The organism is Streptomyces sp. BRA346 (assembly GCF_052851135.1).
The window spans coordinates 12,492-36,108 of sequence record NZ_JAIWIH010000003.1; the positions used below are offsets into that span (position 1 = coordinate 12,492).

Annotated in this window: 21 protein-coding genes; 10 read left to right on the plus strand and 11 right to left on the minus strand. The window is 70.1% G+C overall.

Going from position 1 to position 23,617, the window contains the following annotated elements:
* The first annotated feature begins 263 nt into the window (after positions 1-263).
* From LCH29_RS04075 to LCH29_RS04090, 4 genes are all read left to right on the plus strand, one after another.
* Positions 264-1,193, plus strand: a complete 930-nt coding sequence (locus LCH29_RS04075) for a LysR family transcriptional regulator (protein WP_446460300.1) — start codon at positions 264-266, stop codon at positions 1,191-1,193.
* Between the two features lie 81 nt (positions 1,194-1,274).
* Positions 1,275-2,261 carry a formylglycine-generating enzyme family protein gene (locus LCH29_RS04080; protein WP_446460301.1) on the plus strand — a complete coding sequence of 329 codons (987 nt, stop codon included), beginning with the start codon at positions 1,275-1,277 and terminating at the stop codon, positions 2,259-2,261.
* Positions 2,262-2,422: 161 nt separating this feature from the next.
* The gene (locus LCH29_RS04085) at positions 2,423-4,690 is read left to right on the plus strand and encodes an arylsulfatase (RefSeq protein WP_446460302.1); all 2,268 of its coding nucleotides are present in this window, start codon (positions 2,423-2,425) and stop codon (positions 4,688-4,690) included.
* A gap of 48 nt (positions 4,691-4,738) precedes the next feature.
* Positions 4,739-6,316: an amidase gene (locus LCH29_RS04090; RefSeq protein ID WP_446460303.1), complete on the plus strand. Its 1,578-nt coding sequence runs from the start codon at positions 4,739-4,741 to the stop codon at positions 6,314-6,316.
* Positions 6,317-6,788: 472 nt separating this feature from the next.
* Here the strand turns inward: LCH29_RS04090 and LCH29_RS04095 are convergent, their stop codons facing one another.
* The 8 genes from LCH29_RS04095 to LCH29_RS04130 are packed head-to-tail and all read right to left on the minus strand — an operon-like array spanning position 6,789 to position 15,462.
* Positions 6,789-7,586 (minus strand): SDR family NAD(P)-dependent oxidoreductase, encoded by a 798-nt coding sequence (locus tag LCH29_RS04095; protein WP_446460304.1) that lies wholly within the window; start codon positions 7,584-7,586, stop codon positions 6,789-6,791.
* Between the two features lie 6 nt (positions 7,587-7,592).
* Positions 7,593-9,086 carry an aldehyde dehydrogenase family protein gene (locus LCH29_RS04100; protein ID WP_446460305.1) on the minus strand — a complete coding sequence of 498 codons (1,494 nt, stop codon included), beginning with the start codon at positions 9,084-9,086 and terminating at the stop codon, positions 7,593-7,595.
* Positions 9,083-9,964 carry an ATP-binding cassette domain-containing protein gene (locus LCH29_RS04105; protein ID WP_446460306.1) on the minus strand — a complete coding sequence of 294 codons (882 nt, stop codon included), beginning with the start codon at positions 9,962-9,964 and terminating at the stop codon, positions 9,083-9,085. The genes LCH29_RS04100 and LCH29_RS04105 overlap by 4 nt, the downstream gene beginning before the upstream one ends.
* Entirely contained in the window at positions 9,957-11,024 is a 1,068-nt protein-coding gene (locus LCH29_RS04110; RefSeq protein ID WP_446460307.1) for an ABC transporter ATP-binding protein, read from the minus strand. The genes LCH29_RS04105 and LCH29_RS04110 overlap by 8 nt, the downstream gene beginning before the upstream one ends.
* Positions 11,021-11,899 carry an ABC transporter permease gene (locus tag LCH29_RS04115; RefSeq protein ID WP_446460308.1) on the minus strand — a complete coding sequence of 293 codons (879 nt, stop codon included), beginning with the start codon at positions 11,897-11,899 and terminating at the stop codon, positions 11,021-11,023. Before LCH29_RS04115 ends, LCH29_RS04110 begins: the two co-directional genes overlap by 4 nt.
* Positions 11,896-12,846, minus strand: coding sequence for an ABC transporter permease (locus LCH29_RS04120; RefSeq protein ID WP_446460309.1), 951 nt, complete (start codon positions 12,844-12,846; stop codon positions 11,896-11,898). The genes LCH29_RS04115 and LCH29_RS04120 overlap by 4 nt, the downstream gene beginning before the upstream one ends.
* 16 nt (positions 12,847-12,862) lie before the next feature.
* Positions 12,863-14,383, minus strand: coding sequence for an ABC transporter substrate-binding protein (locus LCH29_RS04125; RefSeq protein ID WP_446460310.1), 1,521 nt, complete (start codon positions 14,381-14,383; stop codon positions 12,863-12,865).
* Between the two features lie 5 nt (positions 14,384-14,388).
* Positions 14,389-15,462 (minus strand): isocitrate/isopropylmalate dehydrogenase family protein, encoded by a 1,074-nt coding sequence (locus LCH29_RS04130; RefSeq protein ID WP_446460311.1) that lies wholly within the window; start codon positions 15,460-15,462, stop codon positions 14,389-14,391.
* 147 nt (positions 15,463-15,609) lie between these two features.
* Between LCH29_RS04130 and LCH29_RS04135 the strand changes: the two genes are divergently transcribed.
* Both LCH29_RS04135 and LCH29_RS04140 read left to right on the plus strand, forming a co-directional pair.
* Positions 15,610-17,073, plus strand: a complete 1,464-nt coding sequence (locus LCH29_RS04135; protein WP_446460312.1) for an amidase — start codon at positions 15,610-15,612, stop codon at positions 17,071-17,073.
* The gene (locus tag LCH29_RS04140) at positions 17,070-17,837 is read left to right on the plus strand and encodes a FadR/GntR family transcriptional regulator (RefSeq protein ID WP_446460313.1); all 768 of its coding nucleotides are present in this window, start codon (positions 17,070-17,072) and stop codon (positions 17,835-17,837) included. Before LCH29_RS04135 ends, LCH29_RS04140 begins: the two co-directional genes overlap by 4 nt.
* A 42-nt stretch (positions 17,838-17,879) precedes the next feature.
* Here LCH29_RS04140 and LCH29_RS04145 read toward each other — a convergent pair whose 3' ends face one another.
* Complete coding sequence (locus tag LCH29_RS04145; RefSeq protein ID WP_123100770.1) at positions 17,880-18,341, minus strand: Lrp/AsnC family transcriptional regulator; 462 nt, start codon at positions 18,339-18,341, stop codon at positions 17,880-17,882.
* Positions 18,342-18,470: 129 nt separating this feature from the next.
* Here LCH29_RS04145 and LCH29_RS04150 point away from each other — a divergent pair, with 129 nt between their 5' ends.
* The 4 genes from LCH29_RS04150 (at position 18,471) to LCH29_RS04165 (ending at position 22,249) form a co-directional block, all read left to right on the plus strand.
* A complete protein-coding gene (locus tag LCH29_RS04150) occupies positions 18,471-18,776 on the plus strand; it encodes an ACT domain-containing protein (RefSeq protein WP_446460314.1) in 306 nt (101 codons plus the stop codon).
* Complete coding sequence (locus LCH29_RS04155) at positions 18,773-19,870, plus strand: thiamine pyrophosphate-dependent enzyme (RefSeq protein WP_446460315.1); 1,098 nt, start codon at positions 18,773-18,775, stop codon at positions 19,868-19,870. The genes LCH29_RS04150 and LCH29_RS04155 overlap by 4 nt, the downstream gene beginning before the upstream one ends.
* An 86-nt stretch (positions 19,871-19,956) precedes the next feature.
* A complete protein-coding gene (locus LCH29_RS04160; RefSeq protein ID WP_446460566.1) occupies positions 19,957-20,907 on the plus strand; it encodes an alpha-ketoacid dehydrogenase subunit beta in 951 nt (316 codons plus the stop codon).
* A 31-nt stretch (positions 20,908-20,938) separates the two neighbouring features.
* Positions 20,939-22,249: a dihydrolipoamide acetyltransferase family protein gene (locus LCH29_RS04165; protein ID WP_446460316.1), complete on the plus strand. Its 1,311-nt coding sequence runs from the start codon at positions 20,939-20,941 to the stop codon at positions 22,247-22,249.
* Between the two features lie 84 nt (positions 22,250-22,333).
* Here the strand turns inward: LCH29_RS04165 and LCH29_RS04170 are convergent, their stop codons facing one another.
* Together LCH29_RS04170 and LCH29_RS04175 are read right to left on the minus strand one after the other, a co-directional pair.
* Positions 22,334-22,888: a hypothetical protein gene (locus LCH29_RS04170; protein ID WP_446460317.1), complete on the minus strand. Its 555-nt coding sequence runs from the start codon at positions 22,886-22,888 to the stop codon at positions 22,334-22,336.
* A 118-nt stretch (positions 22,889-23,006) separates the two neighbouring features.
* Positions 23,007-23,564 carry a DoxX family protein gene (locus tag LCH29_RS04175; protein WP_446460318.1) on the minus strand — a complete coding sequence of 186 codons (558 nt, stop codon included), beginning with the start codon at positions 23,562-23,564 and terminating at the stop codon, positions 23,007-23,009.
* Positions 23,565-23,617: the final 53 nt, after the last annotated feature.

Consider the following 23,617-nt stretch of genomic DNA (forward strand, 5'->3'; position numbering starts at 1 on the left):
CAGCTACCGCTGGGAGGTGCCCCCGGCTCGCCGCACCGCGCGAAACCCCAATAGCTCCGCTACGAGGGCTTCCACGCGGCACACCGAGAGCACGCACCGGACGCCGCTCCTTCTCCCACGGAGATCCGTCAGAAGGACCCGAGCCGCCGACCCGCACCCACCACACGCTGACCGTCGGTATCCAAGCGAGGAGCGAGGGCCCGGAGCAAACAACCGATCCGCCGCACGACACAACCAGCGGTTGTGTCGATATGCTGCCCGGCGTGGATCTCGACGCCGTGCGCACCTTCGTGGCCGCCGCGGAGGCGGGGCGGTTCCAGGACGCCGCCACCGACCTGGCGGTCACCCAGCAGGCCGTCTCCAAGCGCATCGCCACGCTGGAGAAGACCCTCGGGGTGCGGCTGTTCACCCGCACCGCTCGGGGAGCGAAGCTCACCATCGACGGACAGGCGTTCCTGCCCCACGCCCGCGAACTCCTCCAGGCCGAAGCGCGGGCGGTCGCCTCCGTGTCCCCCGGCCGCCGCGCGCTGCGCGTCGACGTGATCGGCCGACGGCTCGCCCCGGCCGCCGCGCTGCGCGACTTCCATCGCGCGCACCCCGAGGCCGGGCTGGACCTCGTGACCCTCGTGGACGTCGACACGGCCATCGACGCCCTCCGCTCCGGCACCATCGACGCGTCCTTCCGCGCCGTCACCATGCCCGGCCGGAAGCTCCCCGACGACATCGGCGCCACCCGGGCCTTCGACGAGCCCGTCCAAGTCCTCACCGGGCCGGCCCACGAACTTGCCACCGCCCGCGCGGTCATGCCCGCCGAACTCGCCGGACACCGGATCTGGATGCCCGGTCTCGTCCCCGGCACCGAGTCGACGGCCTACTACGACGACCTCGCCACCGCGTTCGGGCTGACCATCGAGATCACCGGCCCCGACTTCGGGACCGAGCCCCTGCTCGACACCGTCGCCGACTCCCGGTCCCTGGCCACGTTCGTCGGCGAACAGACCCGCCTCGTCTGGCCCGCCGAGCACGACCTGCGCCGCATTCCCCTGCGCGACCCGATACCGGTCTACCCGCACTCCCTGCTGTGGCACCGCGACAACCCCCACCCGGCGCTCGACGCCCTCCGCCGCCACTTCGCCTCTGGCCGGTTCGACCACTCCGCCGCCGGGACGTGGACACCCGCCTGGGCCCACTGAACCGCCGCAGTCCCCCGGCGCCTCCGATCGTGGCGGGACGTACTCTCGAGCCCACGAACAGCAGCCGCGGTCGGAGGAACGATGTCAGGCGCATGTTGCGCCCCCAGCTCAGGGGGCGGCGACCAGGAGAACCCCGAGCCATACACCGTGCCGACGGTCCGGGCCCCGGAGCGGGACCGGGCGCAGGGGATGCGCGCCATGCTGCGCATCCCCGGGGGGACGTATCTGATGGGAGGCGACGACGCCGACGCGTTCCCCGAGGACGGTGAGGGCCCGGTCCGGGAGGTGCGGATGTCGCCGTTCCGAATCGATGCCACCGCCGTCACCAACCGCCAGTTCGCGGCGTTCGTGCGCGGCAGCGGCTACCGGACCGATGCCGAGCGCTACGGCTGGTCCTTCGTGTTCTACGCGCTCGTCCACCCCGCCGCCCGGAACATGGTGCGCGACGGCACGGTGGCGCAGGCGCCCTGGTGGCTGGCGGTCGAGGGGGCGTGCTGGCGGGCGCCCTACGGGCCGGGGTCGTCATGGACCGAGCTGTCGAACCACCCCGTCGTCCACGTCTCCTGGCGCGACGCCGCCGCCTACGCGGCCTGGGCGGGCAAGCGCCTGCCCACGGAGGCGGAGTGGGAGAGGGCGGCGCGCGGCGGTCTGGAGCGCTCCCGCTTCCCCTGGGGGAATGAGCTGCTGCCCCGCGGACAGCATCGCTGCAACATCTGGCAGGGGAAGTTCCCGCAGGTCAACACGGGCGAGGACGGCTATCTGGGGACCGCACCGGTCAAGTCCTACCGCGCCAACAACTACGGCCTGTACAACACCTCGGGCAACGTGTGGGAATGGTGTTCCGACTGGTGGAGCACCACATGGCACGCGGCCGACCGCCCGGAGACCCGCCACGATCCGGCCGGACCTCCCACCGGGGAGGCGAAGGTGATCCGCGGCGGCTCCTATCTGTGCCACGCGTCGTACTGCAACCGCTATCGCGTCGCCGCGCGCACCTCCAACACCCCCGACAGCAGCACCGGCCACATGGGGTTCCGCTGCGCCGCGGACCTGCCCGGCACCGGCTGACAAACACACGCTCCTCCGGCCCCCAGCAAGGGGGGTCACGGTGGTTGACACAGGCAACGGGAGCGGTGAGACTGACGCCCATATTACTGGTAAGGCCAGTTAACCTGGGCAGCGTCCCGGAGTCTCCAGGGGCCTGCCGGCCGCGCAAAGGAGCGTCCTGGATGACCAACGCCTCTCCGCCCCCGCCGTCCGCGAGCGGGACCTTTCAAGGCAAGATCGGCACCACCTACGAGGAGTCGACTCCGTGGTGGCCCGAGCAACCGACGCCTCCCGAGGGCACGCCCAATGTCGTGGTCATCGTGCTCGACGACGTCGGTTTCTCGGACCTCGGCTGCTTCGGCTCGGACATCGACACCCCGGCCATGGACGCCCTCGCCACCGGCGGCCTGCGCTACGCCAACTTCCACACCACCACGCTGTGCTCGCCGACCCGCGCCTCCCTGCTGACCGGCCGGAACCACCACTCCGTCGGTATGCGCATGCTGTCCAACTTCGACACCGGCTTCCCCAGCGGGCGCGGACAGATCACCAAGGCCGCCGCGATACTGCCCGAGGTGCTGCGCGACAACGGCTTCAACACCATGGCCGTGGGCAAGTGGCACCTGGCGCCGATGGAGCAGACCACCGCGTCCGGGCCGTACACCCAGTGGCCGCTCTCCCGCGGATTCGAGCGCTACTACGGATTCCTGGAAGCCGAGACGGACAGCTTCTATCCGGAGCTGTTCTACGACAACCACGCGGTGGATCCGCCGAAGAGCCCGGAAGAGGGCTATCACCTCAGTGAGGACATCGTCGACCGGGCGATCGAATTCGTCAGGGACCAGACGTCGGTCACTCCGGAGAAACCTTTCTTCATGTACATGGCCTTCGGCGCGGCGCACGCCCCGCACCAGGCCCCCCAGGAATACCTGGAGAAGTACCGGGGCCGGTTCGACCACGGCTGGGACGTCGAGCGCGCCACCCGGCACGCCCGCCAGATCGAACGGGGCATCCTGCCGGAGGGCACCGAACTGGCGCCGCACAACCCCGGGGTCCTTCCCTGGGACGAGCTGCCGGACGACGAGAAGAAGCTGTCCGCACGCCTCCAGGAAGCCTACGCGGCGATGGTCGACCACACCGACCACCACATCGGCCGGTTCATGGAGTTCCTGGAGCAGATAGGCCGGATGGAGAACACCATCACCATCCTGCTCTCGGACAACGGGGCCAGCCAGGAAGGCGGGCAGAAGGGGTCGCTCAACCCCACCGCGTATCAGAACGGTTTGCCCGAGGACTTCGAGGAGATGCTCGCGCGGATCGATGAGATCGGCACCACGCGCGCTCATGCCAACTACCCCTGGGGTTGGGCACAGGCGGGCAACACGCCGTTCAAGCGCTACAAGCAGAACACCCACGAAGGCGGCGTCCGCTGCCCGCTCATCGTGCAGTGGCCCCGGGGGCTGCCGCGTACCGGCGAGATCAGGCAGCAGTTCCACCACGTCAGCGACATCGTCCCGACCCTGTTCGAACTGCTCGGTCTGGAAGCTCCCGCGGTCTACAACGGCATCCCGCAAATGCCGATCCACGGTGTGAGCATGGGTTACACCTTCGACTCGCCGACCGCGCCGACGCGCAAGGAAGCCCAGCACTTCGAGATGTTCGGGCACCGCGCGATCTGGCACGACGGCTGGAAGGCCGTCGCCTACCACGAACGCGGAACGTCCTTCGACGCGGACCAGTGGGAGCTCTACCACCACGACACCGACTTCTCGGAATGCAACGATCTGGCGCAGGCGCGGCCCGAGCAACTACAGAAGATGATCTCCCGCTTCTGGGTGGAAGCAGGAAAATACGATGTGCTGCCGCTGGACGACCAAGGATTCGCCCTCCGGGCGAAGATTCCGCGTCCCGGCTCTCCGCGCAAGCGCACCACCTTCACCTACTACCCCGGCATGGCCCATCTGCCCGGTGCCGCGGTGCCACCGGTGATGAACCGCGCACACCGCATCACCGCGTTCGTCGACCGGGCCACCGCGTCGGACGAGGGTGTCCTGGTGTCCCTGGGCAACATCAGCAGCGGATACGTCCTGTACGTCAAGGACAACCGGCTGGTCTACGAGTACAACTTCCTCGGCACCCGGTACACGGTGACCTCGGAGGAAGAACTTCCGACCGGCCCGGCCGAGCTGACCTTCGAATTCGTCAAGACCGGTGACATGCAGGGCGTTGGACACCTGTACGTGTCAGGAAGGCCGGTCGGCGACGAGATCATTCCGCGGGTCCTCCCGCACTTCTTCGGGTGGCAGGGCCTCGACGTCGGACGGGACACCCTGTCGCCCTCCTCACCGAGCTATGACGGCGAATTCGCGTTCACCGGAAAGTTCGAGAAGGTCGTCTTCACGGTCGCACCGGACGAAGAGAGCGAGGAACCCTTCGAGCGGATCGACTGATTCGCTCCCGCTCACCTCCTCCAGTTCCACGCACCCAAAGGAGCAGAGATGACACTTCCGCCACTTTCCCTCGACGCGGTCAGACGAGCCGCGGAGAACGCCGGGCTCACGATGGACGACGACGAGCTTCGGATGATGCTCACCCTCGGACAGGGCGCGCTCCGGGCGTGCGAGAGGCTGGACGAGGTGAGCGGCCACCAACCGCCGGTCCGCTACCCCAGGGCGGGTTCGCAGCGACCGGACGCGAAGGACAATCCGCTGAATGCGTGGGCGGTCCGCTGCGATGTGCGAGGGGCCGCCACCGGGCGGCTGGCGGGCCGGACCGTGGCGCTGAAGGACATGATCCCGGTGGCCGGCGTTCCGATGGGCGGTGGGTCCCCGCTGCTGCGGGGACATACACCCTCCTACGACGCGACCATCGTCACCCGGGTACTCGATGCCGGCGGCCGGATCACCGGCATCGGGACGACAGAAGACCTGTGCCTGTCGGGTGCGAGCGTCTCCTCCGCCGACGGGTTCGTCCGCAACCCGTGGGACACTTCCCGATCTGCCGGAGGCTCCTCCAGCGGCGTCGCGGCACTGGTCGCCAGTGGTGCCTGTGACATCGGAATCGGCGCCGACCAGGGCGGTTCGATCCGGATCCCGGCTGCGCAGTGCGGTATCTACGGGCTGAAGCCCACCTACGGCCTGGTGCCGTACACCGGCTGCTTGCCGATTGATCCCAGCGTCGACCACGTCGGGCCGATGGCGAGGAACGCCCGGGACCTCGCGGCGCTGCTCGAAGTGATCGCGGGTTTCGACGGCGGTCTCGACCCGCGCCAGCGGGCGCAGACCCCCGTACCGGCATACGGCGACATGCTGGGGGATTCGCTGCGAGGGCTGCGCGTGGGCGTGCTCGCGGAGGGATTCACCGCCGATGAAGCGCCGAGCGCCGTTGATGAGACCGTACGGGCGCGCGTGGCCCTGCTGGCCTCGCTCGGTGCCGAGATCGTCGACGTCTCGGCGCCGCTGCACTCCTATGCCATGGACATCCACTCCTCGGTGCTGCTACAGGGTGGGGCGCAGTTCATGCTGAAGGGCAACGGGATCGGGCTGCCCGGCAAGGGTTTTTACGACGCCGAGGTGGCGTTGGCGGCGGCCCGCGGCCGGGCGCTCCACTCCGATCTGCTGTTCGCCAGCGTCAAATACGCGGCGACCGTCGGCGGTTACCTGTGGGATGTCTACGGCGGCCACTACTACGCCAAGGCGCAGAACCTGGCGATACGCCTGCGTCAGCAGTACGACCAGCTGCTCGAGGACGTCGACGTCCTCGTCCTGCCCACCGTCCGCACCACGGCGCCGCCGCTGCCCGATGCCGACGCCTCGGTGGTCGAGCTGACCGAACTGGCCCTCGACCCCGGACTCATCGCGAACACCTGTGCGTTCAACCACACCGGGCACCCCGCGTTGAACGTCCCCGCCGGTCTGGTCGACGGTCTGCCGGTCGGCATGATGCTCGTGGGCAGCCACGGTAATGACGGGGTGGTCATCGGCGCGGCGCACGCACTGGAGCAGAACCACGGTCTGGCCGACGTTCCGCCCGGGCGAGCGGCGGACGGCGCCGACGCCCCGTTCGCCCGGGCCTGACGCTGCGACCCGCGGGAGAAATCAGCGTCATGGTTCGTTCCCGCCGCTCGGCGGACAGCCCGCCCCCGGCCGACGGTGCCTTGCCCCTGGCGCCGCGGCCCGTGGGGCAGCCGTTGCGGGAGGGGATCCGTCGCGGCAGGACAGCCGCCGCACAGCCTTCCCGCAACACGCGGCCCCGGCGACCGCTCACCACAACGTACCGCTGACACCCCCGAAATCGGCGGTCAAGGATGCCGCCGACCCGATCCCGTCCGGTCGAGCAGCGCTGAGCTCCGTCGGTGGGACGCTGCGCCCATCCGTCGGCCCACCCACACGCCACCGCCGCCGGCATCGCTGTGATCGCGATGCCGGCGGCGGTGACAACACGCCCTCTACATGGCCACCGTTAGTGGCCTCCGGCCGGCGTCGGCGGCCTCACCGCCGAACAGGTGCATTGGTTTGGACCTGCGGGCAAGAACCCGTCGGCGTCCGGTCAGTTGGGCGGTGTATAGCGTCCGTCGATCGCCGTCCACCCTCCGTCCACGAAAAGCTGGCTCCCGGTGACGAAGGATGAAGCGTCCGACGCGAGGTAGACGACGGCGCCGGCCAGTTCGTCCGGCCGGGACCAGCGGCCCAGGGCGCTCTTGGTCGCGTAGGCCTCCGACCACTCCGGTACGGCCCTGATCTGCGAGGTCAGTGGTGTGTCCACGATGCCCGGGGCGACGGTGTTCACCCGCACGCCCGACGGGCCCAGCTCGGCCGCAGCGGTCCGCAGCATCTGGACGAGGCCGGCCTTCGTGGCCGCGTACACCCCCTGTCCCGGCTCGACGGCCACCGCGCGGATCGAGCTGAAGCCGATGATGCTGCCCCTGCCGCGTTCGGCCATGCCACGGCCGAACGCCCGCACCAGGTCGAAGGAGGCGCGCAGATTGAGCGCCACGACCCGCTCGAACTCCTCCGCGGTGTAGTCGAGCAGGCTCTTGCGCACGTTCGTCGCGGCGGTGAAGACGAGCACGTCGACGGCTCCGAGCTCCTCGGAGGCACGCGCGACCGCCTCGCCATCGAGCACGTCGAGGGCGTACGCGGAGAGGTTCTTCCCCATCGACGCCGACTCCTCGGCCGCGGTCAGGTCACGGTCGGCGCACACCACCGTGGCGCCCTGCGCGGCGAGGGCCAGGGCGCTCTCGCGGCCGATTCCGCTCCCGGCGCCCACCACGACAGCCTTGCGGCCGTCGAGCCTGAAGAGGCGGGAGTAGGTGTCCACCGCATCGGTGCGGTCATTCGCTTGCATGGTCCCTCACGGCTTCGTTGTCGTCGGACGGATCACTGCCATACGGGTGACGGTGAGCTCTTCGATGGCGAACCTCGGGCCCTCCCGTCCGGCCCCGGAGTCCTTCACGCCGCCGTACGGCATGACGTCGGATCGGAAGCCGGGAACCTCATTGACCACCACTCCGCCCACCTCCAGGCGGTCGAGGGCGGCGAACGCCGTGTCGAGGGCGCTGGTGTAGACACTCGCGTGCAGTCCGTAGCGCGAGTCGTTGACCAGGTCGAAGGCCGTCTCCAGATCGGGGACGGACCGTATCGCGACCACCGGGCCGAAGACTTCCTCGTTCCAGACGGTGAGGGCGCGGTCCACGTCGAGCAGCACGGCGGGCTCGATCACCCCGTCGGTGACCTTGCCTCCTGCCACCAGCGAAGCTCCTGCCTCCACCGCCTCCTCCAGCCATGAGCAGACCCGCTCGGTGGACCGCTTGTCGATGAGTGCCGAGACCCTGGTCGCCGGATCACGGGGATCACCCACGACCACCTGGGCCACTCGCTCCGTCAGGCGGGCCACGAACTCCTTCCGCACGTCTTCCACCACGATGACCCGCTGCACACTGATGCACGCCTGGCCCGACGCGTAGTACCCGCCGCGCACCACCGCATCGGCGGCGGCGTCGAGGTCGGCGTCGGCGGCCACCACCAGGGCGGCATTGGAGCCGAGTTCGAGCAGCACCTTGGTGGGTGCCGCGTCCCGGGCGATCCGGTGGCCCACGCCGGCGGAGCCGGTGAAGGACACCGCCCCGATCCGGCGGTCGGTGGTCAGCGCGACACCCACCTCGGGGCCGCCGGTCACCAGCTGCACCGCGGCTTGCGGCGCGCCGCCGGCGCGGAGGGCCTCGCGGAGGAGGTGCACCAGCCACAGGGTGGCCAGCGGCGTCTGCGGGGCGGGCTTGACGATGACCGGGCAGCCGGCCGCGAGCGACGGCGCGATCTTGTGCGCGGAGAGCAGCAGCGGGTAGTTGAAGCCCGAGATGCCCACCACCACGCCGATCGGCTTGCGGGTCCAGAAGCCGAGCAGCCCCTCACCCGACGGCAGCAGGTCCAGCGGCACCGTCTCCCCGTGCAGCCGGGCCACTTCCTCGGCCGCCGTGAGCAGCGTCAGCAAGGTGCGGTCCACTTCGACACGGCAGTCGACCAGCGGCTTGCCGGTCTCCAGGACCAGGAGCCGCTCGAAGTCCGCGCGCCGGGAGGTGATGGCCTCGTGGGCCGCGAGCAGCGCGGCCCTGCGGGTGTGCGAGGGGAGCCGGCCGACCCGCTCGCGGACCGCGAGGGCCGCGTCCACCGCCTGGTGCGCGAGGCCGGTGTCACCGACCGGGGCCCGCGCCACGAGCGTCCCGTCGTAGGGGAAGCGGACGTCCTCGGCGGCGGGTGCCTCCACCCAGCTGTCGCCGATGGGAAGACCCTCGGGAAACTCCCTCACCACGGGGCTTTCGCCGCCGGGGGGTTTGACGTGGGTAGTCACGGTTGGTACTCCCGGTTGAGGTCGGCCGCCGACACCCCGGACAGTGCCTTGCCCAGAGTCGGAACGGCGGCGATCAGCCTGCGTGTGTAGGAATGCTGCGGGTCCTCGTACACCTGCTCCGTGTCCCCGGTCTCCACGATCTGCCCGCCGTGCATGACCGCGACCCGGTCGCAGACATGCCGGACCACGGACAGGTCGTGGGAGACGAAGACCAGTGTGAGGGACAACTCGTCGACGAGGTCGGCGATGAGGTTGAGCACCTGGGCCCGTACGGACACGTCCAGGGCGCTCACCGGCTCATCGGCCACGATGATCTTCGGACGGGGGGCGAGAGCACGCGCGATGGAGATGCGCTGCCGCTGGCCGCCGGAGAACTGGTGCGGATACCGGTTCGCCGCGTCGGCCCGCAGGCCGACGGCCTCGAGCAGCTCGGCCACCCGCTCACGGTGGTTCCCGTGCCCCTGCGCGACGAGTGGCTCGGCCACGATGTCGCCGACGCGCATGCGCGGGTCCAGCGCACTCATCGGGTCCTGGAACACGAGCTGGAGCCGCTCGCGGACGAACTTCAGCTGCCTCTCCCGGAGCCCGGTGATGTCCCGGCCGTCGATCGCGACGCTGCCGCTGGTGGGGCGGTCCAGCCCGGCCAGAATCCGCAGCAGGGTCGACTTGCCGCACCCCGACTCGCCCACGATGCCGAACCGCTGCCCCTGGGGGACGGTGAAGCTGACGCCGCGCAGGGCGTGCACCGGCGGGCTGGGGTGGCGCAGCGAGGTACGGGGCCGTCGGTAGTCGCGCGTGACGTCGCGGACGCTGATGGCGTCCACGGGGTCGGTCTGCGACCCCGGTGCGGGGGTGGCGCTGGTCGGTTGCTCAGCCACGTCCGGCCTCCTGGTTCATGGGTACGCCGGCCTTGTGCGCGCCGCTCTCGGATGCCGGGTGGAAGCAGGCGTAGCCGGAGTCCGGCCCGGTCGGGACCCATTCCGGCCGGGTGGCGCACGTCTCGGTCGCGGATGCGCACCTGTTTCTGAAGACGCATCCGGCGGGGAACTGGCCCGCCGGTGGAACCGACCCGCCGATCGTCACCAGCCGGCCGCGGTCGTCGACCGCGGTCAGGTCCGACGCGCCGATCAACCCCTGGGTGTAGCGGTGCCGGGGGCGCGTGAACACCTCCCGGACCGGGCCGGACTCGACCACCCGCCCGCCGTACATGACCATGACCCGCTCGCAGGCGGTGGCCACCACGGCCAGGTCGTGGGTGATGAAGAGCATGGCCGACTCGCGGTCCCGGACACCCCGCACGATGAGGTCGAGCACCCGCGCCTGCACCGTGACGTCGAGCGCGGTGGTGGGCTCGTCGCAGACCAGGAGCGCGGGGTCGTTCGCGAGGGCGATGGCCAGGACCACCCGCTGCCGCTGACCTCCCGAGAACTGGTGCGGGTAGGCGTCCGCGGCGGTGGCGGGGTCGGGAAGCCCCACCTGGGCGAGCAGTTCCACGGCGGCGGCGCGGGCGGACGCGCGGTCGGGCCTGGTCCGGTGGATCAGCAGCACCTCGGCGATCTGCCGCCCGACTTTCATGGTGGGGTTCAGGGCGGTCATGGGCTCCTGGAAGACCATGGCGATCTCCTTGCCCCGCACCCGGGACATCCGCGCCTCGTCGGCACCCACCAGGTCGTGGCCGACCCCGGCGAGCCGCACCGAGCCCGTGGTCCGCAGCCCCTCGGGGAGCAGGCCCATCACGCTCAGCGCGGTCAGCGACTTGCCCGAGCCCGATTCGCCGATCAGGCCGACCCGCTCGCCGGCCCGGATGGTGAAGTCGACGTCTTCGACGAGCTTGCGACCGCCCACCGCGACGTTGAGGTTCCGCACGGTCAGCACATCATCGCGGCCCTCGGTGGAGCCCGGTCCGGAGGCCGGTGCCGTGTCAGGTGCCGGGATCATCGGTGGTCCTCCAGCTTGGGGTCGAAACGGTCCCGCAGGCCGTCACCGAGCAGGTTGAATCCCAGCACCACCACCGCGATCGCGATGCCCGGAAACACGGCGAGCCGGGGGGCGACCGACAGCATCTCCTGGCTCTCCTGAAGCATCCGGCCCCAGGACGGTGTGGGGGGCGGGGTTCCGAAGCCCAGGAAGGACAGCGCGGCTTCGGCGAGTACGGCGATGGCGAAACCGACCGACGCCTGCACGATGACGAGACTGCTGACGTTGGGCAGGACGTGCCGCAGGCCGATCGAGAACGGCCCGCGGCCCGCCGCGCGCGCGGCGATGACGTATTCGGTCTTCATGACCTGCAGCGTGCCGCCGCGGATCAACCGGGCGTAATGGGGTATGGACGCGATGCCGATGGCGACCATCGCGACCAGTGTGCTGGCGCCGTACACCGCGGCGAACATGATGGCCAACAGGAGCGCCGGGAAGGCGAGAAGCAGGTCGTTGCCGCGCATCAGCAGCTCACCGAGCCAGCCGGGCGCCATTCCGGCGACGATACCGAGCGGCACTCCGACCACGGCGGCGACCCCCACCGCCACGAAGCCGACGAACAGTGTGGTGCGCGAGCCCATCAGGATCTGGCTGAACACGTCGCGGCCGAATTTGTCCGTGCCGAACCAGTACTCCAGCGACGGCTTCTCCAGCCGCGCTGAGGTGTTCACCAGAGTCGGGTCGTGCGGGGTCCACACGAAGGACAGCAGCGCCAGGCCGAACACGACCATGACGATGAAACCGCCCACCAAGAGGCTGCCCGTCATCGGGCGGCGCCGTCGCCGGTCGTCGGGCGCCGCGGACGCGACGACCGATTCCGTGTCCAGAACAGTCATGACGCGCCTCCCCTGAGCCGCGGGTCGATCATCAGATAGACCATGTCCACCAAGAAGTTCACAAGCAGCACCGCCGTTGCAATGATCATGACCACGTCCTGCACCAGGATGAGGTCCCGGTTGGAGACGCTGTCCAGCAGCAGGCTCCCGAGCCCGGGGATGACGAAGACCCGTTCGATGACGACGGCGCCCACCAGCAGCGTGGCGAGCTGCAACGCCAGGACGGTCACCACGGGCACCGACGCGTTCCGCAGGCCGTGCCGCACCAGCGCCTGCGTCGGGCGGAGTCCCTTGGCGCGAGCGGTGCGCAGGTAGTCCTCCCGGAGGACATCGAGCACAGCGCTGCGGATGTAGCGGGTGAGTACTGCCCCCTGCACCATTCCGAGGGAGACCGCGGGCAGCACCAGTTGTTTGAGGAACAGGACCGGATCCTGCGCCGGGGGTGTCCAGCCGTTCGCCGGAAGCCACCCGAGCCCCACCGCGAACACGGTGATCAGGAGGATGCCCGCGAGGAAGGCCGGGACGGCCACGCCGGCTTGGGACAGGGCCGAGAGAATGAGCCCGGAGGGCCTGCGGTGCCGGACGGCCATGAGGATGCCCATGGGGACCGCCAGGATGCAGGCGATCGCCATCCCGGTGCCGACGAGCCACAGGGTGACCTGGAGGCGGTCGGCGATCTGCGGGCCGATCTCCGTGTGGGAGATGTAGGAGGTGCCCGGGTCGAAGGTCACCAGCCCGTGGATCCAGCTGAAGTACTGGGCCACGAGCGGCCGGTCGAGCCCGAACTCCCCGCGCAGTTGCGCCACGGCAGAGTCCGACGCGCTGGTGCCGAGGGCGACGCGGGCCGGATCCCCTGGCAGCACCGCCATGAACGCGAACACCAGCACGGAGCTCACGACAAGGCTGACCAGGAGGATCCCGAGCCGCTGGAAGAGACGGACAATCATGAGTTGAGGCCGCCTTTCATGACCGGCCCAGGCCGGTGAGGTCCATTGACTCGGAGACGTAGTTCACAGGCAGGCCGGTGATGTCCTTGTCCGCGACCGTCAGCTGCGGCAGCAGGAACAGCCAGTCGGCCGCGGCGTCCTTGGACAGAAGCCGGGCAGCCGCTCGCATGTAGGTGATCTGCTCCTTCTTGGTTCCCTGGTCCGCCTTCTTCAGCAACGCGCGGAATTCAGGGCTGTCGTAGCCGGTGTAGTAGCCGTTGCCCCCGAACACGGTCTGCATGTCTCGGGGCTCCATGTGGCCGATGATGGACATGTCGTAGTCGGCGTTCTTGAACACGGTGCTCAGCCAGGCGGCGGGGAACTCCAGCTGGTCGAGCTTGACCTTGAAACCGGCCTGTTCCAGCTGACTCTTGACCACGGTGCCGCACGCGATGGCATAAGGCAGCGTCGGAATGCGCAGCCGCAACGTATGGCCGGCCTGGCCGGACTCCTTGAGGAGCTTCTTTGCCTTGTCCCGGTCGTACGGATACTGGTTCGTGAGGTTCTGGTACCACGGGTCGGTCGGAGGGACCATGCTGCCGATGAGCTTGCCGCGGCCTGCCCAGCAGGTGTCCATCAGGGCTTTGTGGTCGATGGCGTAGCGGACTGCCTGACGGGCCTTACGGTTCCGCATCGGGCCCGAGCTGTTGTTGAGGGAGAGGAGCACCTCGGCGTTGGTCGAGCCCTCGATGACCTTGTACTTCGGATTGTTCTGGAACCGGAACAGAGTGTCCGGGGACTGCATGTCGCCGATCACGTTGATGGTGCCTGTGAGCAGCGCGTTGTTCATGGCCGTCGGATCCTTGAAGTACTTGAGGGTGACCGACTTGAAGTGCGGTTCGCGCCCCCAGTAGCCCTCGCGGCGGGCCAGCGTGATCGAGTCGCCGCGGTTCCACTTCTTGAGCACGTACGGGCCGGTGCCCACGGGCTCAGTGGCCAGCTTGCTCACGCCGGTCCGGCTGAACATCGCGCCGACGCGGGTGGTCATCCGGTACAGCCAGTCGTTGCTCGGCCTTTTCAGGGTGACCTTCAGTTCGGTGGGCGACACCGCCCGCACCGTGTCGACGACGTCCATCTGGGACTTCTGTATCACCGTCCAGTCGGACGTGACGCGTTCGATGGAGAACTTGGCGTCCTCGGCCGTGAACGGTGCGCCATTGCTGAACTTGGCGTCCTTCACCAGATGGAACACGTACGTCTTGCGGTCCTTGGACAGGCTCCACGACGTGGCCAGCTGGGGTCGTATCTTGCCGGACTGGTCCAGCCTCACCAGGTTCTGGTAGACGTTGTAGAGCAGTGCCTGCGGAATGGCGTTACCTGCGGTTTTGGTGAAGTCGAAGTTGGCCGGCTCGGCACCGAGGCCGATCTTCAGGTTGTCGCTGCTCTTCCCGGTGGAACCGGTGGCCAAGGATCCGGCCGAGCAGGCTGCCAGCGGCAGGCATGCGAGCATGGCCGCGGCCATACCGGTGTGCCGCGTCAGCCGCCTGATATGTCTCATATGTTCTACCCCTGGCTTTCCATGGTGTGCAGGACGGCGGCTGCCACCTCCGCTGTGGTCGCGCTGCCGCCGAGGTCGGCCGTGTGGTGCCTGGTATCCCGCAAGGTGTCCGCCACCGCGTCGCGGACGCGGCGGGCCGCGCCGGTGTGTCCGAGGTCCTCGAGCAGCATCGCGCCGGAGAGCATGCAGGCCACCGGATTCGCCACGCCCTTCCCGGCGATGTCCGGCGCCGAGCCGTGGACCGGTTCGTAGATGCCCGGTACCTCCGCGTCCGGCAGGACATTGGCGCTGGGCGCCATGCCCATACCGCCCGCGAGGACCGCGGCGAGATCGGACAGGATGTCGCCGAACAGGTTGCTCGTGAGCAGCACATCGAGGGAGCGCGGAGCCTGGATCATGCGGGCGGCCATCGCGTCGACCAGCACCGTTTCCAGCTGGACCTGCGGGTACCGCTCGCCGACCTCGCGCACCACCCGGTCCCACAGCGGATAGCCGTAGCGCATCGCGTTGGACTTGGTCACCAGGCACAGCCGCCCCGACCGGCGGCCCGCCAGGGCGAAGGCCTGGTGCGCCGCCCGCTCGATGACGCGGCGGGAGTGCACCGCGACCTCGATCCCGAGATCGTGTCCGCTCCCGGCGTGCGCCACTCCGCCCGCGCCGACGTACTCGCCCTCGGTGTTCTCGCGCACGATCACCAGGTCCACGCCGTCGGTGTCGCGCACCTTGGTCGGAACGCCGGGGAAGGCGCGCACCGGGCGGATGTTCACGGCGAGGTCGAGTTGCTGCCGCAGGCCGATGATCAGCCCCCAGACCAGTTCGTGTTCCGGCACATCGGGCCGTCCGACGGCGCCGAACAGCACGGCGTCCGTCTGCTTGACGAGGTCGGCCGCATCGTCCGGCATGGCCGCGCCCTGCCGGAGGTACCGGTCGCCTCCCCAGTCGAATGCGGTCACATCGAGCCGGTGGCCGTCGGCCTCCAGCGCGGCCCGGAGCGCGGGCACGGTGGCCGCAACGACCTCCGGGCCGATTCCATCCCCGGGAATGACCGCGAGCCGCACGACTTTGGTGTCCCGCGTCATGGACGCCACCTTTCGTTATTACTGGCCTGACCAGTAAGCTCGCTTGCCAGGTACCGTGTCGACTGAAGCTGTTCCTGTCAAGGGTTCGAACGCCCCGGGATCGCCGGGGCACCACCCAGCGGTCGCTGGGGGAGAAGGAGAGTGCGGGTGCTCACCGAACAGACCCTGGCCGCCCTGCCGGCCGTGGAGATGGTTGCCGGATTCGCCGACCGCACGCTGTCGCCGGTCCAGGTCCACGACGCCGTCCAGTCGGTGATCGAGGCGCGGGAAGGTGTGCTCAACGCGTTCTGGGTGCGAGATCCGGACGAGTCCCGCAAGGCGGCCCAGGCCAGCGAGGCCCGATGGGCGGCGGGGGAGCCGCTCGGGCTCATCGACGGCGTGCCCGTGACCCTGAAGGAGAACGTCGCCCGCCGGGGCGTCCCCATGCCCTCCGGCAACGCGGGGACCGAACCGGTCGTCCCCGAGTCGGACGCCCCCATCACCGCGCGGGTCCTCGAATCCGGCGGGGTGATACTCGGATCGACCGTGATGCCGGACTGGGGCATGCTCTCCTCGGGCGTCTCCAGCAGGCACGGCATCTCGCGCAGCCCCTGGAACCCCGACTGGACCACCGGCGGCTCCAGCTCCGGTGCCGGGGCCGCGGCCGCCGGGGGCTACGGCCCGCTGCACGTGGGCACCGACATCGGGGGATCGATCCGGCTGCCGGGCACCTGGCTGGGCCTCGCCACGCTCAAGCCCAGCTACGGGAGGATCCCGCTGGACGCCCCGTACCTGGGGCGCGCCGCCGGTCCCATGACGCGCACCGTGGCGGACGCCGCCCTGTTCATGCGTGTCCTGAGCCAACCGGATCCCCGGGACTGGACGAGCCTGCCACCGCAGGACATCGACTGGGCGGCGCTGGAGAGCGGGGTCCGCGGGCTGCGGGTGGGCGTGCACCTCAATGCGGGCTGCGGGGAGGCGAGCGACGCCGAGATCCTCGCCGCGGTGAGCCGCGCCGCCGAGGTCTTCGAGGCGGCCGGAGCCGTCGTGGAGCCGGTCGAGCCGTTCATGACCCAGGAGCTGCTGGACGACCTGGACCTGTTCTGGCGGGTGCGGTCCTGGAACGACTTCCGCGCCCTGTCGCCCGAGGCCCGGCTGCGCGTCCACCCCCACATCATCCGGTGGTGTCAGGGCGGCGCGGACATACCCGGCACCAGGGTGCTCCAGTGCTACCAGCAGATCATGCGCATCCAGGCGCAGACCGTGGCGGCGACCGTCCCGTACGACCTGGTGCTCTCGCCGGTGGCCCCGGTGGCGGCGTTCTCCGCCGAGCAGCCGATGCCGTTCTCGGGGGACGCGAAGACCATGGCGCACATCGGTTTCACCGCGCCGTACAACATGTCGGGCCAGCCCGCCGCGACCGTCAACTGCGGAATGACGGCGGACGGCCGGCCCATCGGGGTGCAGATCGCGGGCCGCCGTTTCGACGATCTCGGCGTCCTGAGGGCGGCGGCATGGTACGAACGGAACCGGCCTGCCGAGGCGGTCCCGGCCTGGCCGGATCACGCCCATGGCGCGCCCACGGGGGAGAAGAAGATGACATCGACCACGCCCGAAGGGGAGAAGCCTTGAGCGACGGGGCACAGTTCCGGCAGGTCGCGCCGGTACGGCTCTACCAGCGCATCGTCGAACAGATCGAGCAGGCGATCGTGCGCGGTGACCTGAAGCCGGGGCAACGGCTGCCGAGTGAGCGGGAGTTGGTGACGCAGTTCGGGGCGAGCCGGCCCACGGTGCGGGAGGCCCTGCGCGTGCTGGAGAGCAACGGTCTCGTCCGCTCGCGCCCGGGGGACCCGAACGGCCCGGAGATCCTGCCGTTCTCGTCGGCTCGCCTGACCAAGGAGATGGCCCGGCTCGTCCAGTTCGACAACGTGTCGATCGCCGAGTTGATCTCGTTCCGCATGATCCTCGACGGGTCGGCGAGCCTGCTGGCGGCCCGGCTGCGGTCCGAGGAGGAACTGTCCGACATGGAGCGGACGCTCGCCGTCATGTCGGACGCGATCGAGACCGGGTACGAGGAGTTCAGCAAGGCGGACGTCGCGTTCCACGAGGCGGTGGCGGTGGCCAGCCGCAACTCCCTCATCGAGGTGTGCAACCAGGTGGTCCGGGGCGCCGTCCTCTCGCTGATCTCGGACAAGGTCGCCCATGCGCACAACAGTACGGCGCTGATGCGGGAGTCGCTCCAGCACCACCAGGAGGTGCTGGAGGCGATCCGGCAGGGGGACGGCCCGGCGGCGGCCCGCATCTCGCGGCGCAAGCTCTACGAGTACTACGCGGGCTACGTCCCCGAGGACGAGCGGGAGCCGCTGCTGGCCCTCATGGACGACGAGGAGGACTGAGAAGCCCCCTGCCGCGCCCTGAACGCCCGTGCCCTGACCAGCTCAGGGTACGGGCGTTCCGCGCTGCCAGGAGTCGATGACGATCAGCGTCTTCGTCTGGAGCACACCGACACCCTTGCGACGCAGCCGATTGACCACCTTCTGGAGCTCGTCGACGCTGTCGACGTGCAACCGGACGAGCGCGTCCACATCGCCGGTGAGCGTCAGCACCTCGTCGACCTCCGGCAGCGTCGAGGCGAACTCCACGATGTCGTGGATATCCGTGTCACCCGTGAAACGCAGCTCGGTGACCGCCTGAAGCCCCTGACCGAGCTTGGCCTGATCCGTCGTGATCGTGTAGCCGGTGATGACCCCCGACTCCTCCAGGCGTGCGATGCGCCGCCGGACCGGCGCCGGGGAAAGCTGCACCAGGCGCGCGATGTCACGAACGGTGCGCCGCCCGTCGGCTCGCAGCAACTCCAGGATCTGTAGATCGACCGAGTCGAGATGTACGGGTGCCGACATGCCGCAAGTGTAAGCAGCGCTTCCCTCAACGATCACTCTCGACGCGATGGACTTCCCGAGAAGAGCGTCCTGCGCACCGCTGCGCACACGTGTGTTGTGCACGGATCGGGCCCTTGACAACGTGTCCGCATGTCAGCCGCGACACAGTCAGCGACACGCGCTGCCCCCTCAGAAGCCCTGAAGCCCCGCACCCGCCCTCGTGGTGCCGTACTGCGGATCGATGTCGTCGCCACGCCCCTGGCGGTCGCCCGGGTCGCCTTGATCTTGGCGCATCGCCAGTTCGACGTGCTCACCATGGACGTCGCCGCGCCCGTCGACGGGCTGCGGCGCATCACCATCGAGGTGGACACGACGGACGAGACCAGGGTGCGGCACCTCGTCAAGTTCCTGAACCGGTCACTCGACGTCGTCAAGGTCGGCTGGAGGAACGGATGAGCACACACTCCGGTGCGTCATCCGCGGTGGCCTCCGCCGATGACGTCCTGCGGCTGGTCGATCCGGCCGGGACGCTGGACGAACAGGCGGCCGCGGACCTGCTCGAGGTGACCGGCGACCTGGTCCGCGGGCTGTACCGCGACATGGTGCTCGGGCGCCGCCTCGACCAGGAGGCGTACTCCCTGCAACGCCAGGGCGAGCTGGGACTCTGGCTGATGTCCCTCGGGCAGGAAGCGGCACAGGCCGGATCGATCCGCGCCCTCCGGGCGGACGACCGGGTCTTCCCGTCCTACCGCGAACACGTGGCGGCCCTGTGCCGTGGTATCTCGCCGACGGAACTGCTGTCGCAGTGGCGTGGCGCGAGCCACGGCTCGTGGGACCCCGAGCGGTACCACTTCCACATCTACAGCCTGGTGCTGGCCACGCAGACACTGCACGCCGTCGGCTATGCGATGGGCGTCCGGTACGACGCCGCCGACAGCGTGGTGTTCACCTACCTCGGTGACGGCGCCTCCAGCCAGGGGGACGCCAGCGAGGCGCTCAACTGGGCGGCGGTGACATCGGCACCCGTCGTGTTCTTCTGCCAGAACAACGGATGGGCGATCTCGACACCCGCGAGCAAGCAGTACGCGAGCCCGCTGAGGGAGCGTGCGAAGGGATTCGGACTCGACGCGGTGGCCGTGGACGGCAACGACGTACTGGCCGTCCACGCCGCCACACGGCGCATGGTCGAACGGGTCCGGGCCGGTGGCGCACCGGGGTTCATCGAGGCGCACACCTACCGCATGTCCGGACACAGCACATCGGACGACCCCAAGCGCTACCGAGACGACGCCGAGGCGGCCCGGTGGCAGGCGCACGACCCCGTGGAGCGCGTGCGCCTGCTGCTCACGGCGCGCGGCTGGGCCGACGAGGACTACTTCGCCACGGTCGCCTCCGACGCCGAGGAACTGGCCACGCGGACGCGCCGGGAGTGCCGTGCCCTTCCGGAACCGTCCCTGAGCGACACCTTCCGCACCACCTTGTGCGAGGAGCCCGAGTCCCTGCGGCGCGAACGCGAAGCCTTCGAGACGTATCTGGAGTCCTTCCTGTGACCATCACCCCCGCGGCCGCCTCGGCCGGGAACGACACCCAGGACGAGGCCGCCACGACCACGACCGCGCTCACGCTCGGGCGCTCGCTGAACGAGGGCCTGCGGCAGGCGATGCGCGACGACGAGCGGGTGGTTCTGCTCGGTGAGGACATCGCCTCCCTGGGCGGGGTGTTCCGGGTGACCGATGGCCTGGCCGACGAGTTCGGCGACCGCGTCGTGGACACCCCGCTGGCCGAATCGGGGATCGTCGGGACGGCCATCGGGCTGGCCCTGCGCGGATACCGACCGGTCTGCGAGATCCAGTTCGACGGTTTCGTCTACCCCGCCTTCGACCAGATCGTCAGCCAGCTGGCGAAGATGCGGGCACGCTCCCGCGGGCTGCTGCGGCTCCCCGTCACCATCCGGATCCCGGTCGGGGGCGGGATCGGCGCGGTCGAGCACCACAGCGAGTCGAACGAGGCGTACTTCTGCCACACGGCCGGGCTGCGCGTCGTGGCGTGCGGCCACCCCCAGGACGCGTACGACCTGCTCCGCGCCGCGATCGCGTGCGACGACCCCGTCATCTTCTACGAGCCCAAGCGCCGTTACTGGGACCGGGCCGAGGTCGGCCTCGGCGGCCCCGTCGACGGCGGCACGCTGGGGCGCGCCCGGGTGCTGCGCGAGGGCTCCGACGCCACCGTGGTGGCGTACGGGCCCATGGTCGCGGTGGCGCTCAACGCGGCCGGGGTCGCCGCCTCCGAAGGCCGTTCGCTGGAAGTCCTCGACCTCCGCTCGCTGTCGCCGCTCGACACCGGCGCACTGTGCCGCTCGGCGTCGAAGACGGGACGCGTCGTGGTCGTCCACGAGGCGCCCGTCAACGTCGGACTGGGCGCCGAAATCGCCGCGACGGTCATGCAGCACTGCTTCTACGACCTCGAGGCCCCCGTGGAACGGGTCGGCGGCTACAACGTCCCCTATCCGCCGGCGCGGGCGGAGGACGATTACCTGCCGGATCTCGATCGCGTTCTCGACGCCGTCGACCGGGTGTGTGCCGCGTGAACCGTCCGGCACACCTCTTCTGGAGGACACGATGCTCGTAGCCAAGCACTTCCCGCTCCCCGACGTCGGCGAGGGTCTCACCGAGGCCGAGATCCTCGCATGGCGAGTGGGGCCCGGCGACCCGGTCGCCGTCAACGACATCATCGCGGAGATCGAAACGGCGAAGGCCGTGGTGGAGCTGCCCAGCCCGTACGCCGGGACCGTCACCGAGATCCTCCGCGCCGCGGGTGAGTCGGTGGCCGTCGGTACGCCGATCATCTCGTTCGAGGTCGAGGACGACAGTGCCCCGCAGGAGGGGCCCGGACGCGACGCCAGGGACCTCGTGGATCCTCCCGCCCAGGACGGCGCCCCGGGCGAGCAGCCGTCCGCCCCCGCCCGCGAGCCCGTCCTGGTCGGCTACGGCCCGGCGCACGCGCGGACGGCGCGGCGCCCGCGGAAGCGGAAGCCCGGGCCACCGGCCGTCACACCGTCCGCCCGGAAAGCCCTCGCCACCCCGCCGGTGCGCAAGCTCGCCCGCGACCTCGGGGTCGACCTGAGCCTGGTGTCCGCCACGGGCCCGACGGGACGGATCACCCGCGAGGACGTGCACCGCCTCGCCGAGCAGCGGGCAACCACGCCGAACGCCCCGGGCCCTGCCCGTGACGACGTGGTGCGCACCCCGATTCGCGGAGTGCGCAAGCACACCGCGCAGGCCATGGTCGAGAGCGCCTTCACCGCCCCGCACGTCACGGAGTGGGTCACCGTCGACGTGACGCGGTCCCTCGAACTGCTGGAGAGGGCGCGCGCCGACAGGGCGTTCGGGGATGTGCGCCTGACACCGCTGTGTCTGGTCATCAAGGCAGTGCTGACCGCCATCGCACGGCATCCCGGCATCAACGCGAAGTGGGACGCCGCTGCCGGGGAGATCGTCCAGTACTCCGACGTCAATCTCGGCATCGCCGCGGCGACACCGAGAGGGCTCATCGTCCCCAACATCGCCGCGGCCCAGCGGCTCTCCCTGCGGGAGATCGCCCTGGCGCTCACCGACCTCGTCGAGCAGGCCCGCGCGGGCAGGACGCCACCCGAGCGGATGAGGAACGGGACCTTCACGATCACCAACATCGGCGTGTTCGGCATCGATGGCGGAACGCCGATCCTCAACCCCGGCGAAGCGGGGATCCTCTGCTTCGGCCAGGTGCGGCGCATGCCGTGGGAACATGAGGGACGGATACGGCTGCGCGACATCACGACCCTCACCATGTCGTTCGACCACCGCCTCGTCGACGGCGAGCTGGGTTCACTCGTCCTGCGCGACATCGCCCGGTTCCTCGAACGGCCGGACCTGATGGTGCTCCACCGCTGACCTTGCCGGGCGGTTGCCGTACGGGTGAGGGTGCCGTCCGGCGCGGACGGCACCCTCACCCGTACGGCGACTACGCCGTGGTGCTCATCTCGGCATCTCGGTGGCCGTGCCGTTCAGCGACCCCGGGCCGTGCGCGGTCCCGTTCACCGGGCCGGTGGCCCGGGCGGGACGTTCCAGGATCCCGCGGTCGGAGGGCGGCGTGTCCGCGGCGGTGGCGCCGGGCGGCGGGCCGGAGGCGTCGGCGGTGCTGTTGGAGGCGCCCTGGCCGGTGCCGCTGGGTGCGGTCCCGTTGTGGCTGCCGTTGGCGGAAGCGGCGGAACCGTTGATCTTGTCGATCGCCTGCCGGGCCTGTTCGCCGGGCGAGCGGGTCGTGGACTGCGCCGAGGGGGACGGCGTCGGCGCGGGCTGGTTCCGCTCCAGCTGGGGCGGCTTGGCGTGGGTGGCGCCGCTCATGGCCTGGGTACGCAGCCGGTGGCTGACCGCCTCGTCCAGGCTCACCGGCCGGTGCATCTGGGCGGCCAGCCGCCCGGCCTCCTGACCCAGCGTGGAGACCACGTCCCACGGCAGATGGAGCACCAGACGGACTTCGGCATCCCCGTCCGGGAGGGCTTGGATGGGAGGAGTGAACCGTTCACTCATGAGCTGGTCCTCCGTTGGGTTCTTCGGTCCGCACCCCGAATGCCAGGGCGCATACAGAGCCATACGGAGAAGCGCCGCGCCCCGTTCACCGTGAGTCGGCACGGTTTCGGGCGCCGCGTCATGAGCGCAGCAGGATCGTGACCGTCGCCAGGATCGCCGCGAGGACGAGCGCTGCCACACCGTAGCCGATCCGCTGCGACCGCAGCCCCGGAATCAGCGCGTCGACGGAGATCCGCCCCGCCCCGCTCAGCGCGAGGCCCGCCGCGACGACGCCGATGAGCAGCGGAAGCTCGAAGCCGCCGAACAGGCCGAGGTTCCAGGTGGCGGCGACCGCGTTGGCCATGGTGCCCGCCACGGCGGCCCCGGCGAGCGGGGTGAGCAGCCCCACGGCGAGCCCCAGCCCGCCCAGGGTCTCGGTGAGCCCCGCGATGACGGCCATCGCCCGGGGCGCCGGATAGCCGAGGCGGGCGAAATCCACGGCGGTCCGGGAGATCCCGGGCCCGCCCCACCAGCCGAACAGGTGCTGCGCCCCGTGGGCGGCGACGATCAGCCCGACCCCGAGCCGCACCACCAGCAGGCCCACGTCATGGGCGCGCAGCACGCCCGACGCGCTCCTGGGCGAGGCATGGGCGGGCGTGCCCATCGGGGGAGTGTTCTCATCGCCGTAGTACGACATGGCGGCCTCGTCGGGTCGAGGTTCGGTGTGCGGTCACCGAGACGGGTGATATA

Coding starts and splice junctions, on each gene's coding strand:
- LCH29_RS04080 (WP_446460301.1), top strand. CDS start 1,275: ATGTCAGGCGCATGTTGCGCCCCCAGCTCAGGGGGCGGCGACCAGGAG.
- LCH29_RS04085 (WP_446460302.1), top strand. CDS start 2,423: ATGACCAACGCCTCTCCGCCCCCGCCGTCCGCGAGCGGGACCTTTCAA.
- LCH29_RS04090 (WP_446460303.1), top strand. CDS start 4,739: ATGACACTTCCGCCACTTTCCCTCGACGCGGTCAGACGAGCCGCGGAG.
- LCH29_RS04095 (WP_446460304.1), bottom strand. CDS start 7,586: ATGCAAGCGAATGACCGCACCGATGCGGTGGACACCTACTCCCGCCTC.
- LCH29_RS04110 (WP_446460307.1), bottom strand. CDS start 11,024: ATGATCCCGGCACCTGACACGGCACCGGCCTCCGGACCGGGCTCCACC.
- LCH29_RS04115 (WP_446460308.1), bottom strand. CDS start 11,899: ATGACTGTTCTGGACACGGAATCGGTCGTCGCGTCCGCGGCGCCCGAC.
- LCH29_RS04120 (WP_446460309.1), bottom strand. CDS start 12,846: ATGATTGTCCGTCTCTTCCAGCGGCTCGGGATCCTCCTGGTCAGCCTT.
- LCH29_RS04125 (WP_446460310.1), bottom strand. CDS start 14,383: ATGAGACATATCAGGCGGCTGACGCGGCACACCGGTATGGCCGCGGCC.
- LCH29_RS04130 (WP_446460311.1), bottom strand. CDS start 15,462: ATGACGCGGGACACCAAAGTCGTGCGGCTCGCGGTCATTCCCGGGGAT.
- LCH29_RS04145 (WP_123100770.1), bottom strand. CDS start 18,341: ATGTCGGCACCCGTACATCTCGACTCGGTCGATCTACAGATCCTGGAG.
- LCH29_RS04150 (WP_446460314.1), top strand. CDS start 18,471: ATGTCAGCCGCGACACAGTCAGCGACACGCGCTGCCCCCTCAGAAGCC.
- LCH29_RS04155 (WP_446460315.1), top strand. CDS start 18,773: ATGAGCACACACTCCGGTGCGTCATCCGCGGTGGCCTCCGCCGATGAC.
- LCH29_RS04165 (WP_446460316.1), top strand. CDS start 20,939: ATGCTCGTAGCCAAGCACTTCCCGCTCCCCGACGTCGGCGAGGGTCTC.
- LCH29_RS04170 (WP_446460317.1), bottom strand. CDS start 22,888: ATGAGTGAACGGTTCACTCCTCCCATCCAAGCCCTCCCGGACGGGGAT.
- LCH29_RS04175 (WP_446460318.1), bottom strand. CDS start 23,564: ATGTCGTACTACGGCGATGAGAACACTCCCCCGATGGGCACGCCCGCC.